This window comes from Flavobacterium alvei, from assembly GCF_002920895.1.
In the GTDB taxonomy this organism is placed as follows: Bacteria; Bacteroidota; Bacteroidia; order Flavobacteriales; family Flavobacteriaceae; genus Flavobacterium; species Flavobacterium alvei.
This window is the reverse complement of record NZ_PQVG01000008.1, coordinates 146,090-162,766: the sequence shown is the minus strand read 5'-3', so window position 1 is coordinate 162,766 and position 16,677 is coordinate 146,090. Positions and strand designations below refer to the sequence as shown.

Genomic DNA, 16,677 nt, shown 5'->3' with positions numbered 1-16,677 from the left:
GCTTTCAGCAATGTGAGCGTTTTTTTTCGTAAATTAGTAAATTATAAATTCAAAATCGTAAATAAATTTTCATACTTTTGAACCTCATTTAATAACAAACATTATGGCTTCAATCACATTAGGTGGAAATCCAATCCACACTTCAGGCGAATTACCAAAAGTTGGCACAAAACTAGCTGATTTTAAATTAGTTAAAAACGATTTAACTATTGCTACATTGAGTGATTTTGCAGGAACAAATTTAGTGCTAAATATTTTTCCAAGTATTGATACTGGAACTTGCGCAACTTCTGTAAGAACGTTTAATGTTTCTGCTGCAAAATTAGAAAACACCAAAGTATTGTGTATCTCCAGAGATTTACCATTTGCCCAAAAACGTTTTTGTGGAGCAGAAGGAATCGAAAATGTGGTTAATTTATCTGATTTCAATGATGGTAGTTTTGGTAAAACTAATGGTTTAGAAATTGCCGACGGAGTTTTAGCAGGTTTACACTCCAGATGTATTATTGTTGTTGATGCGAGTGGTTCTGTACTCTATACTGAACAAGTTCCTGAAATTGCCAACGAGCCTAATTATGAAGCTGCTTTAGCAGTACTTTAATTAACGGATGGAATTTCAGAAAGACACTTCTTTTTTTAGCGGAAGATTAAAAAGCGTTTCATTTGCTGTCAAAGGTGCTGTAAAATTAATTACAACCGAACATAGTGTAATGACTCAGTTTTTTATTGGTATAATGATGACAATTCTTGGTTTTTGTATGCATATAAGTGCTACTGAATGGTTATTTCAAATATTAGCCATAGGATTAGTAATGAGTATAGAAGGAATTAATACTGCTGTCGAAAAGATTGCCGATTTTATTCATCCTAATTATCACGAGCGCATTGGATTTATTAAAGACATTGCAGCTGGTGCGGTATTTTTTGCTGCTTTAACTGCAATTGCAATTGGATGTATCATTTATGTACCAAAATTTTTATAGAAAACAGTTCGACCTAGAATGGCAAAAACAATAAAATCAGTTACTTCGGATAAAAAATCTGACACAAATTCTGTAGCAAAAAAATCATGGGCGATTACAAAACAGCACAAAATTGTTTTGGGATCGCTTTTGGTGTTATTTTCAATTGCTTTATTGCTTGCATTTTTATCCTTTTATATCCATGGTCAAGCCGATCAAAGTGCCGTTAATCAATTATCTGATAGAACAGAAACGGTTCAGAATTGGTTGGGAAAATTTGGTGCTTTTTTAGCCGATTTTTTTGTTTACAAAGGTTTTGGATTGGCTTCCTTTCTATTTGTTCGATTGTTTTTTCTAACGGGTGTCTTTTTAGTTCTTGATATTTCTTTAAAAAAGCTTAAAAGAATTTGGTTTTGGGATTTATTCGTAATTATTATAGTATCGGTATTGTTCGGATTTTTTGCCACTTCCCTACCTGAATTGGGTGGAACTATTGGTTATGAATTGAATTTGTTTTCGCAGGATTATCTTGGTAAAACAGGAACCTTACTGGTTTTAATCTTTGGATTAATTGTCTATTTGATTTTTAAAATTAAACTGTCTCCTGAGAGGATAAAATCTTTTTTCGAAAACACAAAAAAAGAAATTAAAAACGATTTAAATTCGGCTTCGACAACTAATCCTGCTACAAGTGCTTATAATCTAGAAGAATATGCCGTTGAAGAAAATCAGGAGGACGAAGATATAAAAGGAATTCAATTAAAAACCATTCCAGTTTCTCAATTCGAAATTAACAAAGAAGCCTTAAAACCAACCATTAGTAATGCATCTGAAATTACTTTAAAACCAATTCCAAAAGAAGTAACACCACCTCCATTTAATATTCCCGAAATAATCCAAACAGAAGACGAGCATTTTGTAATCGAAAAAGCGCCAGAAGAAGATATTATCGAAGAAAATTTAGCTTCAAAATTGGTGGCCGATTTTGGATTATTCGACCCCACTTTGGATTTATCCAACTACAAGTATCCAACAATTGATTTATTAAAAGAATATTCAACAGGAGGAATTACCATCAATCAAGAAGAATTAGAAGAAAATAAAAATAGAATTGTTGAAACATTACGCAATTATAAAATAGAAATTGCACAAATTAAAGCCACAGTTGGACCTTCGGTTACACTATATGAAATAGTTCCTGAGGCTGGAATTAGAATTTCGAAAATTAAGAGTTTAGAAGACGATATTGCCTTGTCACTATCGGCATTAGGGATTCGAATCATTGCTCCTATTCCTGGAAAAGGAACGATTGGTATTGAGGTTCCAAACAAGAATCCTACAATGGTTTCGATGAAAAGTGTGATTGGTTCAGCCAAATTTCAGGAAGCGGAAATGGAATTGCCTCTTGCTTTAGGAAAAACCATTTCGAATGAAACTTTTGTAGTAGATTTAGCCAAGATGCCCCACTTATTGATGGCTGGAGCAACAGGACAAGGAAAATCAGTAGGTTTGAATGCTGTAATCACCTCATTATTATACAAAAAACATCCTGCTGAAATCAAATTTGTTTTGGTCGATCCTAAGAAAGTAGAATTGACACTTTTTAATAAAATTGAAAGACATTATTTGGCCAAACTACCCGATACTGATGATGCTATTATTACAGATAATGCCAAAGTTGTCAATACTTTGAATTCACTTTGTGTGGAAATGGATAATCGCTATTCTTTGCTAAAAGATGCGATGGTTCGAAATATTAAGGAATACAACGAGAAATTTAAATCTAGAAAATTAAATCCTGAAAACGGACATCGCTTTTTACCCTACATTGTATTGGTAGTCGATGAGTTTGCTGATTTAATTATGACAGCTGGAAAAGAAGTTGAAGTCCCAATAGCAAGATTAGCACAATTAGCCAGAGCCATTGGAATCCATTTGATTATTGCTACTCAAAGACCTTCGGTAAATGTAATTACGGGATTAATCAAAGCCAATTTCCCAGCTAGAATTGCCTTTAGAGTATCCTCTAAAATTGATTCCAGAACCATCTTAGACACCCAAGGAGCAGATCAGTTGATAGGACGTGGTGATATGTTATTCCACGGCGGTAATGATGTAGTTCGTGTACAATGTGCATTTGTAGATACTCCAGAAGTAGAAAAAATTGTTGACTTTATTGGTTCACAAAAAGCTTATGCAACCGCTTATTTACTTCCAGAATTTGTTGGAGAAGAAACTGGCATTAATCTTGATATGGATATTTCCGAAAGAGATACATTATTTAGAGAAGCTGCAGAAATAATTGTGATGGCGCAACAAGGATCAGCCTCATTACTTCAAAGGAAACTAAAATTAGGTTATAACAGAGCCGGACGATTGATAGATCAATTAGAAGCTGCCGGAATTGTAGGCCCATTTGAAGGTAGCAAAGCTAGAAGTGTTAACATTCTTGATATGAATGGTCTTGAACAATTTTTCAATAATGAACAAAATTAAAAATTAAAAATGAAATCGAAGATTCACGAATACAGAAACGATAAAAAGAAAAGCTTTAGTAAATCCTTTTTTCTAATTACTACCGCATTGCTTTTATTCAGTTTTTCAATTCAAGCTCAAGAAAATAAAGCGAAAGACCTTTTGAACGAAGTATCCGCAATTGTAAAAGGATACAAGAATATTGTAATTGATTTTAAATACAGTCTTAACAATACCAAAGAAAACATAAAGCAAGATAGCAAAGGAAATGTAACGATGATGGGCAACCAATATGTTTTGAATTTTATGGGGGCTACTAAAATCTATGACGGAAAAAAATCCTATACAATAGTTCCAGAAGACGAGGAAGTTACTATTTCAACAGTAAATGAAAAAGACGATAGCGCTATCACTCCATCAAAAATGCTAACCTTTTTTAATTCAGGATATAGATGTACAATAGATAAATTGGAAGATGTCAAAGGGAGAAAAATTCAGTATGTAAAACTGACTCCAAACAACACGAAGGACAAAAGAAAAGAAATTCTATTGGGCATTGATGTGCAAACCAAACACATCTATAATTTGATTGAAACAGACAAAAAAGGGACAAAAACTACATTGACTGTTAATTCTTTTAAAACCAACCAACCATTGTCGAAAAATCAATTTACATTTGTTGCGAGTAAATATCCCAATTACTACATCAATAAAATAGATTAATTCTAAGTGAAAATTCTCGACAAATACTTACTAAAGACTTTTCTGAGTACCTTTTTAATGGTATTTATTATCTTGCTTTTTATATTTATACTGCAATCGGTATGGCTATTTATTGCCGAATTAGCTGGTAAAGATTTAGATTTTCCAATGGTAATCAAGTTTTTGTTATTTGCCATTCCCCGAATTATTCCATTAGTATTGCCACTATCAGTATTATTGTCCTCAATAATGACTTTTGGAAACTTGGCAGAAAACTATGAATTTGCTGCTATGAAATCGGCTGGAATTTCGTTGCAACGAGCGATGAGGAGTTTAATTATTTTCATTACAATTTTAAGTATTGTAGCCTTTACTTTTGCCAATAACGTCATCCCCTATGCCGAATATAAATTCATTAATTTTAGAAGAAATATTGCTCAATTGAAACCCGCAATGGCTATTGCTGAAGGTCAGTTTAGCGATGTTGGTTTGTATTCTATAAAGGTAAACAAGAAATCTGGCGTTAATGGGAACACCCTAACTGGAATTACAATACATAAAAAATCACCTGTGGGTGAAGGTAATAAAACTGTTATAAAAGCTAAAAATGGTTTATTAATAAGTAGCGAACAATCAAATACATTGCAAATGGTTTTGAATGATGGTTACTACTATGAAGATGTCATTCCAAAAAAGTATGAAGATCGCATCAAAGTTCCATTTGCTAAAAGCTCCTTCAAAAAATACAATATCAATATTGATTTGTCAAAATTAAATAAGGTTGATGTTAATAATGAAAGCGTATCAAATACAAATACTATGCTTAATATAAGTGAACTAAATTATACTTTAGATTCCTTACATAAAAACATGAAAACAGAAGTGCTTTCCTTTTCAGAAAACATCAATCAGCGTATTGGTATGCAAAGAATTATCAAAAATGATTTAGTTTTCAATAAAACCAAGACGCTCCCTAGTAATTTATTATCTAAGTATTCGAATGATAAAAAGTTAAATATACTAAACTTTGCCATTAGCAATATTGAAAACAATTTGCTTTCAATTTCGGTTACTAATTCCGAATTAGAATTCAAACAAAAGAACATTAATGGTCACATTTTAGCTTTCTATGACAAATTCGTAATTGCTTTTGCTTGTTTCCTAATGTTTTTCATAGGCGCTCCACTGGGTGCTATCATTCGAAAAGGAGGATTAGGATTGCCTATTGTATTTGCTGTATTAATCTTTATTACTTTCCATTTTATTAATACTTTTGGCAAACGAATTTCACAAGAAAATCAGCTTTCTCCATTTCTAGGAGCTTGGATGTCCACATTAATACTTTTACCATTAGCCATACTACTGACCTATCGGGCTACCAATGATATTGGATTAATTAATATGGACATAATTATGGCTCCTTTTCAAAAAATATATCAAAAAATATTTCCTCCATCAAAATAATTACTATATGAAAACCTCCAAAATAAAACTCAACACCATAGAAGAAGCTATTGAAGATATTCGTCAGGGCAAAATTATTATTGTTGTTGACGATGAGGGTCGTGAAAATGAAGGAGACTTTCTTGCAGCTGCCGAAAAGGTAACTCCAGAAATGATCAATTTTATGGCTACCCATGGCCGAGGACTTATTTGTGCCCCAATAACCGAAAATAGATGTAAAGAGTTGGGATTGTCATCAATGGTTCATAACAATACCGATCCTATGGAAACCGCTTTCACTGTATCGGTTGATTTGAGAGGAAACGGTGTTACCACAGGTATTTCGGCTGCTGATAGAGCCAAAACAGTTTTGTCCTTAGTTGACCCTAACACCAAACCCCACGAACTTGCCAGACCAGGACATATATTTCCTTTAATAGCCAAACAGGGAGGTGTATTGAGACGAACAGGACACACAGAAGCAGCTATAGATTTTGCTCGTTTAGCCGGATTTAAACCTGCGGGACTGATTGTCGAAATTATGAATGAAGACGGCTCGATGGCACGTTTACCGGAATTAGTCAAAGTGGCCAAGAAATTTAATTTAAAATTAGTTTCTATTGAAGATTTGGTTGCTTACCGAATGCAGCACGACAGTTTGATCGTCAAAAAAGAGGATTTTGATATAGAAACACGTTTTGGTACCTTCAGACTTAGAGCTTACTTACAAACCACAAATAATCGTGTCCATATAGCCCTGACAAAAGGCACTTGGAATATTGGTGAACCCGTTTTGACTCGTATTAATGCGACTTTAATCAATAATGATATTTTGGGAACGTTAACTAATGATGCCAATAAAAAATTATGCGACCTTTTTGAATTAATCAATGCCGATGGCAAAGGAGCTGTATTGTTCATCAATCAGGAAAGCCAATCGGGTGATTTACTAAATCGAATTGTTGAATTGAAAGAGTTGCAATCCAAAGGAATTTTCAAAGCCCCACAAATCAAGATGGACAATCGTGATTTTGGAATTGGTGCCCAAATTTTGCACGATATAGATATTTCAAAAATTAGATTACTATCAAATACTGAGCAAACCAAGCGTGTGGGAATGATAGGATATGGTCTTGAAATCAAAGAATATGTGAAGTATTAGCATCCATTTTTAATTTTTTTCAGATTTTATTTTTAATTAACACAAAGGAAATGAAACAATTAAAAAATTGCGAATCAAATAGCTGTGTTTTTTCTAAAAATACACTTGCATAACCAAAAAAGGTTCTTATATTTGCACTCGCAATCACAAAATGATAGCAACATACTGGAGAAATGGCAGAGTGGTCGATTGCGGCAGTCTTGAAAACTGTTGACTGTAACAGGTCCGGGGGTTCGAATCCCTCTTTCTCCGCCAGTAGAAATACAAATTGAATTAAAACCCTTTGAATCGTATGATTTAAAGGGTTTTTTCTTTTCCCATACCATCAAATTATTCATTAATGCGTGAACTGAAAGGGATAAAATCGGTTACCCTAAACTACCCGAAATTAGGGTAACCGATTTTTATCTCAACCTAGCATTCACAAGGCATTACAACCAGTTCAATGACCAGTTTAAAAATTGTACATCTTGTGTGTTAGTCTTATTAGAATTAAATTTAATAACAACTAAAAGGTTACCACGATGAAAACAAAAGTATCTATTCTCTTTTACGCAAAGAGAGCAAAAGCCAGTGTAAACGGTTTAGTACCTATCTACACACGAATTACAATCAATGGCAAAAGAATTGAATTAAGTTCCAACAGATTTGTAGAATTGTCCAAATGGTCTACAGAAGCAGGCAAAATGAAAGGCAACTCAGAAGAAGCTCGTTCAATAAATAGCCATCTTGATATGTTGAAAATTCAAATCATAGATATGCAAATGGAATTAGTACACAAAAAAATTCCAGTAACAGCAGAAACTCTCAAAAGCAAAATTCTAGGAGTTGATGAAAGAGCAAGAATGCTAATCCCAATATTCCAAGACCACAATAACAAAATAAAAGAATTGGTTGGCAAAGAATATGCGCCAGGAACATTAGAACGCTATAAAACATCGTTGAGCCATACAATCGAATTTTTACAATGGAAATACAAAGTTTCCGATATCGAAATAAACAAAATAGATCACGCTTTCGTTACGGATTATGAATTTTGGTTAAGAAGCGTTCGGAACTGTGCCAATAACACAGCGGTTAAATACATCAAGAACTTCAATAAAATAATCAAGCTTTGTCTGGCCAATGACTGGCTAGACAAAAATCCGTTTGCAAACTATAAATCGAAAGTCAAAGAAGTTGAAAGAGTTTATTTATCCGAAGATGAAATTCAAAGTATTATCAACAAAGATTTCAAAACAGAAAGATTATCATTAGTACGCGATATCTTCCTTTTTAGCTGCTTTACTGGCTTGGCTTACATTGATGTCAAAAACTTAACAAAGTCACATATAAGCATTGGTATTGATGGCGAGAAGTGGATATTTACCCACAGACAGAAAACAGAAACGGCTTCTAAAATTCCAATCCTTCCAGTAACCCAAATGATTATTGATAAATATGCAGACCATCCTAAAAGCAATAATGAAGATAGATTATTGCCTATCTTGACAAACCAAAAAATGAATGCTTATCTCAAAGAAATAGCAGGCGTTTGCGAGATTGAAAAAGAATTAACCTTTCATATTGCCCGGCATACTTTTGCAACGACTGTAACGCTTACAAATGGCGTTCCTATTGAAAGTGTGAGTAAAATGCTTGGTCATAAAAATTTGAGAACTACCCAGCATTATGCAAAAATTTTGGATAAAAAAGTAAGTGAGGATATGAAAATATTGAGAGGGAAATTTTCATTGACAAGTAATAATAATATAGAAAAAATTATATGAAATTATGCCTGTAACTAATATTTTTCTTCAATGATATAATAAAAAATACCTACTTTTACAGCCGTGAAAATTCTAAACTTTATATTATCGATTTATTTAATAACACTTTCCTGTATGCCTTGCGCAGATATGGAGCATAATGTGTCGTATAATAAAGTGACAATTAGCAATGAATCAAATCATACACACGACAAAGATGCCTGTTCTCCTTTGTGCATCTGCAACTGTTGTGGCTGTCAAGGTTTCGCTTACAATACTGTTTACGCTTATAATTTCTTTTCTGTTAAAACCATAATTGACAAAAAAGTACCGGAATACAAATCAATTCTTGCTTCCAATTTCTTCGGGAGTATTTGGCAACCGCCTCAAATTAATGCTTAATATTTTTTGGATTAATGATTAAATGAATAGTGATGAATGACTTGTGCATTAATCACAATATTGATTTTCATTAATCATTTTACAGTATTTAATATATTCAAATACTGTGATTTATAAATTTATTAATAAACATTAATTATTTTCAATAGTGTTAGACAAAATCATTCATTTTAGTATAAATAACAAGTTCATCATCGGTTTGATGACTTTGTTTCTCGTCATTTGGGGAGTTTGGAGTGCTGCCAAGTTACCCGTCGATGCCGTACCGGATATTACAAACAATCAGGTACAAATTATTACACTTTGTCCCACTTTGGCAGGGCAAGAAGTAGAACAATTAGTCACTTTTCCAATTGAGCAAAGCATAGCAAATCTTCCAGATTTAGAAGAAACCCGTAGCATTTCTCGCTTTGGTTTATCGGTAATCACGGTAGTTTTTGATGATGATGTAAATATTTATTTTGCACGCCAACTTATTAGTGAACGACTAAAAGAAGCAACCGATCAAATCCCTCAAGGTATTGGAATACCCGAATTAGGCCCAGTCAGTACAGGACTTGGCGAAGTGTATCAATACATTTTACATCCCAAAAAAGGAAGCGAAAAAAAATATTCCGCAATGGATTTGCGTTCTATGCAGGACTGGATTGTAGCCAGACAACTCAACGGAACTCCCGGTATTGCAGAAGTAAATAGTTTTGGCGGTAAACTGAAACAATACGAAGTGGGTGTTAACCCCAACCGCTTAAAAGCAATGGGTGTTACTATTCCAGACATTTTTAACGCTTTGGAAAAAAATAATCAAAACACGGGTGGCGCTTACATTGACAAAAAACCAAGTGCTTACTTTATTCGTGGAGTTGGATTAGTCACTTCATTGGAAGATGTAAAAAATATCGTGGTAAAAAGCAACCCAAACAGCGTTCCAATTTTCATAAAAGACGTTGCCGAAGTGCAGTTTGGCAGTGCTGTACGCTATGGAGCGATGACTTACAATGGAAAAGTGGACGCCGTTGGTGGTATTGTGATGATGCTAAAAGGGGCAAACAGCAACGAAGTAGTTCAAAGGGTTAAAGATAAAATGCTCATTATTCAAAAATCATTGCCTGATGATGTGATTGTAGAACCCTATATTGACCGAAGTACCTTTGTAAAGCGTGCCATTTCTACTGTTGAAAAAAATCTGGTCGAAGGAGCTTTAATTGTAATTTTTGTATTGGTATTGTTCCTCGGGAACCTTCGTGCGGGACTTATTGTCGCTTCTGCAATACCGCTATCAATGCTTTTTGCATTGGCATTAATGAGAATATTTGGTGTAAGTGCAAACCTAATGAGCCTCGGCGCAATAGATTTTGGTTTAATTGTGGATGGTGCTGTAATTATAGTGGAAGCTTCCTTGTATTTTTTAGAGCATAATAAAAGCCCCGTAAAACTGACCCAGCCACAAATGGATCACGCCGTAGAATATAGTGCTAAAAAAATGATGAGTAGTGCCGCATTTGGGCAAATCATCATTATGATCGTGTATTTCCCAATTTTATCATTGGTGGGTATCGAAGGTAAAATGTTTAGTCCAATGGCTATGACTGTTTCGTTTGCCATTATTGGGGCTATGATACTTTCGTTAACATACATCCCTATGATGAGTGCTTTGTTTTTACCGAAACACATCAGTCACAAGAAAACATTTTCGGATAAAATGATGGATTTCTTGTACAGCAAATACGAACCTCTTTTAGAAAAAGTCATTCAGATAAGATACAAGGTCGTTAGCGCTACTGTCGTTTTATTGTTGATTACCGTTTTTGTTTTCAGCAAAATGGGTGGCGAATTCATCCCCAATTTGGCCGAAGGAGATTATGCCTTTGAATTTAAAATGCCGCTAGAAACCTCATTATCCCAAAGCATCGAAACTTCGATGCAAGGCGCCAGAATTGCAAAACAATTCGAGGAAGTAAAAATGGTGGTAGGAAAAACCGGAGCAGGTGAAGTGCCTACTGACCCAATGCCTCCAGGAGCCACGGATATGATGATTATACTAAAACCTCAAGACGAATGGAAATCGGGCAGAACTTATGACGAATTAGGCGATGCCTTAGAAGAAAAATTAAGTGTTATCCCTGGCGTATTTGTCGAAAAAAGCCAACCCATTCAAATGCGTTTCAATGAATTAATGACGGGTATTAAACAAGATGTAGCAGTAAAAATATTTGGAGAAAACCTGGACAGTCTTTCTGTATATGCCAAAAAAGTAGAAAGTGTAATCGTAAAAGTAAAAGGCGTTTCTGCTCCTCAGGTAGAACAAGTGGATGGATTACCACAAATCAACATTGAATACGACCGATTGCGCATTGCCAATTATGGGCTGAATGTTGAAGGCATCAACAGTATTGTAAGTACTGCTTTTGCAGGAAAGGCAGCGGGTGTAGTGTATGAAAATGAACGAAAATTCGATTTGGTAGTGCGTTTGGACAGTACATCAAGAAGAAGTATTGATGATGTGAATAATCTATTGATACCAACACCTACTGGAAATCAAATACCGTTATCACAAGTGGCAAAAATAGATTTCAAACTGGGTCCGGCACAAATAAGCCGTGAGGCAGGAAAACGAAGAATTGTAATTGGTTTTAATATTCAGGACAGAGACGTGCAAAGTGTGGTTAAAGAAATTCAGGATAAGTTGGCTACGAAAGTAAAACTGCCATCAGGTTATTATTTTACGTATGGCGGTACTTTTGAAAATCTACAAAAAGCAACCAATCGGTTGCTGATTGCTGTGCCAGCCTCATTGCTGCTAATTTTTATGCTGTTGTATTTTACATTCGATTCAATGAAACAAGCCGGTTTGATTTTCACGGCAATTCCAATGAGTGCCATCGGTGGGGTATTTGCTTTACTACTTCGTGGAATGCCGTTTAGTATTTCGGCAGGCATTGGTTTTATTGCCTTGTTTGGTGTAGCCGTATTAAACGGAATTGTATTAATCGGCACATTCAACCAACTCGAAAAAGATGGTTGGGATGATGTTATAAAACGGGTCATTGAAGGAACAAAAATAAGATTACGACCTGTATTAATGACGGCTGCCGTTGCTTCATTAGGTTTTTTGCCAATGGCATTATCACACAGTGCAGGTGCCGAAGTACAAAAACCATTAGCCACCGTAGTTATTGGAGGATTAATCACGGCAACATTTTTAACCTTGTTTGTATTGCCGTTGCTCTACATCATATTCAACACAAAAATGAATTTAAAAAGAATACCGAAAGTGAAATCAATCACCACAATTCTAGTTATCGGATTATTATTTTCCTTCCATAATGGTCAGGCACAATCCCGAAAAAGCATCGATGAAGTTTTGAAGTTGGGTTTGAAAGACAATCTGCAATACAACATCAATCAATCGCAAATCGCAAAAAACCAGTTTTTGGTGAAAGGAAACAACGAATTCCCCAAAACAGGAATCTTTGTAGAAAATGAAGATTTGCGTCCTTCGGATAAAACGGGTGTATTGAAAATAGGTTTACAACAAAGTTTCTATATGCCCCAAGTAAACCAAGCCAGAAAAAATTACTATCGGGAACAAACAAAATACTTCGAATACAACAAGGAAGTAATCAATACTGATTTGAAAAAAAATATCCGTTCGGTATATTATCAATTGTGGTATTTACAGGACAAGATGGCTTTGTACCAAAGATTGGACAGCATTTACATCGGATTGTTAAAAACCACGATACTAAAAGTAAAAACGGGAGAAAGTGCAGGTATCGAAAAAATTTCGGCTAATGTAAAACGCAATGAAATTCAAACCAACATTATCCAGCTTCAAAAAGAAATGCAGGTGCAGCAACAGGCATTAATGCAATTGCTCAATAGCTCGGAAGTTATTTTACCGATTGCTGAACCCTTGGGTAAATTGGATTTTGGTTTGCAAAATGCAACAGAAAACCACCCCAATCTTCTTCTATTGCAGCAAAATGTAGTGATTGCCAATAGTGAAATTGCAATACAAAAAAGCAACCGCCTACCAGAATTCACGGGTCGGGTTTTTTCCCAAAAACTGTATGGAGTTGAAGATCCGTATAGCGGTTTCTCGATTGCCACTTCATTCCCTGTTTTCGGAACCGGAGCTAACAGCAATAAAATAAAAGCAGCCAAAACAGAAAAAGAAATGCAGGAACAACAGTTGCAATACCAGACACAAATACTGAAATCCTCTTTGGCACAAAGACAAACCGAAGTAGAAAAAAGCTTGTCGGGTATACAATTTTATGAAACTTCAGGTTTGCAACAGGCTAACGAAATTATTAAAGCTGCCAATCAATCCTATCGTGCCGGAGAAATTAGTTACGCCGATTTTTCATTGTATTTGAGCCAAGCCATCGAGATACGAAAAAATTATTTAGACAATCTAAATGCCTACAACCAAGCTATTATCCAATACAATTATTTTACAAACAAATAAATTTATTAAAATGAAATCTTTAAAAATATATAAGTACTCCCTTTTGCTGCTTACCTCTTGTTTCTTGCTTGTTTCTTGTGGTAAAACGGAAACTAAACCACAAGAAGAGGAACAAAAAGCAACAACAGAAGAAGCTGCACCTACAATCGCTTCACTTACAACCGAGCAAATAAAAACGGTGGACATACAATTCGGAACCATCGAACAAAAGCAATTAACGGCAACACTCAGAGCCAACGGGGCATTGCGAGTGCCTAATAACAACAAAGCCAATGCAACTTCGATGTACGGTGGTGTTATAAAAACCATTAATGTACAGTTAGGCGATTTTGTAAAAAAAGGACAAGTAATTGCTACAATCGTTAATCCGCAATTCATTCAATTACAGGAGGAATATTTGAGTACTTCCAGTAAAGTAATCTTTGCCGAACAAGAATTAGCAAGACAAAAAGAACTCAGTGCAGGAAACGCAGGGGCATTAAAAAACTACCAAAATGCCGATGCTGAATTAAAATCAATTAGAACCCGTAGAGCCTCTTTGCAACAACAAATCCAGTTAATGGGTATCAATCCAAATAGCCTCAATAATAACAATTTGCGTTCTGCTTTGTCGGTTACAAGTCCAATAACGGGCACTATTAGCAATGTATTTTCTAAAATTGGAAGTTATGTGGATGTGTCTTCGCCTGTTGCCGAAATTGTAGACAACTCACAATTGCATTTGGATTTGAATATTTTCGAAAAAGATTTGCCAATGCTGAAAGTGGGACAAATTATACATTTTAGAATTACCAATAATTCAGGGCAAGATTACAATGCTAAAGTGTATTCAATAGGTGCTGCCTTTGAGAATGACAGTAAAAGTATTCCAGTTCACGCCACCGTTCAGGGTAATAAATCTGGACTAATCGACGGAATGAATATTACTGCAATAGTAAGTTTAAACAATGTTACTACTGATGCAGTACCAACCGATGCCATAGTAAGTGCAGATGGAAAAGAATATATTTTCGTGCTAACTGATAAAAAAGCGGAAGACGAACCAAAAGAAGAAGAAAACAAAACTGAAGAACCAAAAACCAAAGAAGTGACAACCAATTTTGAAAAAATAGAAGTGGCGGTTGGCGTTGCTAATATGGGTTATACCGCAATCACTTTAGTTAAAGATATACCAACAAATGCAAAAATTGTAACCAAAGGAGCTTTCTTTGTAAATGCAAAATTGACCAACAAAGGAGAAGAATAAACTGCAATTACTATAAAAATGACACACAAACATAAATACGATGCAAACGGCAAACAGCTTTGTTGCACACTCGAAGAAAAAGTAAATAAGGAAACCAATATTGATATTGGTTGTTGTGCGATTGACTCTAAATCGGAATATTCCGATGATGACGGACACGACCACGACCATTCCCAACAAAATGAAAGTACCCTTAGAATGTTCGTCCCGGCAATCATAAGTTTTACATTATTACTTATTGCCATTGGTTTTGACAACTATTTTCCACAAGATTGGTTCACCAGTTGGGTAAGAATAATATGGTATGCTATTGCTTATTTACCAGTGGGCTTCCCCGTAATGAAAGAAGCTCTTGAAAGTATCCGCAAAGGCGAAATATTTTCAGAATTCCTGTTAATGTGCATTGCTACCATCGGAGCATTTGCAATCGGACAATATCCCGAAGGTGTGGCAGTAATGTTGTTTTATGCCATTGGCGAATTGTTTCAGACATTGGCAGTCAAAAGAGCAAAAGCAAATATCAAATCCTTACTCGATCAAAGACCGGATACAGTAACCATTTTGGTAAATAATGAGGCCAAAAATATCAAAGCCGAAAATGCAAAAATTGGTGATATCATCCAACTCAAAGCAGGAGAAAAGTTGGGTCTGGATGGCAAATTAGTGTCAGAAACAGCTTCTTTCAATACGGCGGCACTAACAGGCGAAAGCAAACCCGACACCAAAGTAAAAGACGAAACAGTGCTCGCCGGAATGATAAACTTAAACACAATTGCACTAGTACAGGTTACAACCGCATATACCGATAGTAAATTGTCCAAAATACTCCAAATGGTACAAGAGGCTACAGCCAAAAAAGCACCAACCGAATTATTTATCAGAAAATTTGCCAAAATATACACGCCGGCGGTAGTGTTTTTAGCCATTGCAATTTGCGTGTTGCCAATGCTTTTTGTCGATAATTATGTCTTCAGCGATTGGTTGTACAGAGCCTTAATCTTTTTGGTTATTTCCTGTCCTTGTGCATTGGTAATCTCTATTCCATTGGGTTATTTTGGAGGAATAGGTGCTGCAAGCAAAAACGGAATTCTGGTTAAAGGATCCAATTTTCTAGATATTATGGCAGCCATTCAAGTGGTAGTTATGGATAAAACAGGAACACTGACCAAAGGAGTTTTCAAAGTTCAAAAAGTCGTAGCGGTGAATATTTCCGAAGCTGATTTAGTAAAATTCACGGCTGCATTAGAAACCAAATCAACTCATCCCGTTGGAACCGCTATTATAGAATATGCAAAAGGAACAGAGAAAAAGGCAACTGTTACCGATGTAGAAGAAATTGCAGGACACGGATTAAAAGGTAAAGTGGACGGAAACGAAATCTTGGCAGGAAATCTAAAATTGATGAAGAAATTCAATATCAGTTATGATGTTCAAATCGACAATACACCTTTCACGATTATCGTTATTGCTGTCAATCAAAAGTATGCAGGATATTTTCTAATTGCTGATGAAATCAAAGAAGATGCAAAACAAGCAATTCAGAGTTTACATAAAATAAACGTTAAAACAGTAATGCTTTCAGGCGATAAACAAGCGGTTGTTAATGCTGTTGCAAAAGAATTAAATATCGATCAAGCCTTTGGCGAATTGTTACCCGAAAACAAAGTCCAAAAAGTCGAGGAACTAAAATTACAAAACCTAAAAATTGCCTTTGTGGGTGATGGTGTAAATGATGCCCCAGTAGTTGCCCTTGCCGATGCCGGTATTGCAATGGGAGGTTTAGGAAGCGATGCCACTATTGAAACTGCCGATATAGTAATTCAAAACGACCAGCCTTATAAAATATACACAGCCATAAACATCGGTAAAAAGACCAAACAAATTGTTTATCAAAACATTGGTTTGGCATTTGCTGTAAAAGCAATTGTTTTGGTTCTTGGCGCAGGAGGATTAGCCACAATGTGGGAAGCCGTTTTTGCCGATGTTGGGGTAGCATTGTTGGCGATATTAAATGCCGCCAGAATACAACGAATGAAGTTTTAGCTTTATTATTGTTGAAAAAATTA

11 protein-coding genes and 1 tRNA gene are annotated in these 16,677 nt (G+C 35.2%); all 12 read left to right on the top strand.

Annotated elements, in window-relative coordinates; translation table 11 throughout:
• The first annotated feature begins 103 nt into the window (after positions 1 to 103).
• Positions 104 to 601 (top strand): thiol peroxidase, encoded by a 498-nt coding sequence (gene tpx / locus C3L50_RS14295; protein WP_103806858.1) that lies wholly within the window; start codon positions 104 to 106, stop codon positions 599 to 601.
• 7 nt (positions 602 to 608) lie between these two features.
• Positions 609 to 983: a diacylglycerol kinase gene (locus C3L50_RS14290; protein ID WP_103806857.1), complete on the top strand. Its 375-nt coding sequence runs from the start codon at positions 609 to 611 to the stop codon at positions 981 to 983.
• Between the two features lie 18 nt (positions 984 to 1,001).
• Positions 1,002 to 3,458, top strand: a complete 2,457-nt coding sequence (locus tag C3L50_RS14285) for a DNA translocase FtsK (protein ID WP_103806856.1) — start codon at positions 1,002 to 1,004, stop codon at positions 3,456 to 3,458.
• A 9-nt stretch (positions 3,459 to 3,467) separates the two neighbouring features.
• Positions 3,468 to 4,160, top strand: a complete 693-nt coding sequence (locus C3L50_RS14280) for a LolA family protein (RefSeq protein WP_103806855.1) — start codon at positions 3,468 to 3,470, stop codon at positions 4,158 to 4,160.
• A 6-nt stretch (positions 4,161 to 4,166) separates the two neighbouring features.
• On the top strand, positions 4,167 to 5,603 hold the full coding sequence (locus tag C3L50_RS14275; RefSeq protein ID WP_103806854.1) for an LptF/LptG family permease: 1,437 nt from the start codon (positions 4,167 to 4,169) through the stop codon (positions 5,601 to 5,603).
• 7 nt (positions 5,604 to 5,610) lie between these two features.
• Positions 5,611 to 6,744, top strand: a complete 1,134-nt coding sequence (ribB, locus tag C3L50_RS14270; RefSeq protein WP_103806853.1) for a 3,4-dihydroxy-2-butanone-4-phosphate synthase — start codon at positions 5,611 to 5,613, stop codon at positions 6,742 to 6,744.
• Between the two features lie 167 nt (positions 6,745 to 6,911).
• Positions 6,912 to 6,999, top strand: a tRNA-Ser gene (locus C3L50_RS14265).
• Positions 7,000 to 7,268: 269 nt separating this feature from the next.
• On the top strand, positions 7,269 to 8,513 hold the full coding sequence (locus C3L50_RS14260; RefSeq protein WP_103806852.1) for a site-specific integrase: 1,245 nt from the start codon (positions 7,269 to 7,271) through the stop codon (positions 8,511 to 8,513).
• Between the two features lie 63 nt (positions 8,514 to 8,576).
• Positions 8,577 to 8,894, top strand: coding sequence for a DUF6660 family protein (locus tag C3L50_RS14255; RefSeq protein ID WP_317044967.1), 318 nt, complete (start codon positions 8,577 to 8,579; stop codon positions 8,892 to 8,894).
• Between the two features lie 148 nt (positions 8,895 to 9,042).
• Positions 9,043 to 13,365, top strand: a complete 4,323-nt coding sequence (locus C3L50_RS14250; RefSeq protein ID WP_103806850.1) for a CusA/CzcA family heavy metal efflux RND transporter — start codon at positions 9,043 to 9,045, stop codon at positions 13,363 to 13,365.
• Positions 13,366 to 13,375: 10 nt separating this feature from the next.
• A complete protein-coding gene (locus C3L50_RS14245) occupies positions 13,376 to 14,611 on the top strand; it encodes an efflux RND transporter periplasmic adaptor subunit (protein WP_103806889.1) in 1,236 nt (411 codons plus the stop codon).
• 18 nt (positions 14,612 to 14,629) lie between these two features.
• Positions 14,630 to 16,654 (top strand): heavy metal translocating P-type ATPase, encoded by a 2,025-nt coding sequence (locus tag C3L50_RS14240; protein WP_103806849.1) that lies wholly within the window; start codon positions 14,630 to 14,632, stop codon positions 16,652 to 16,654.
• The last annotated feature ends 23 nt before the right edge of the window (positions 16,655 to 16,677 follow it).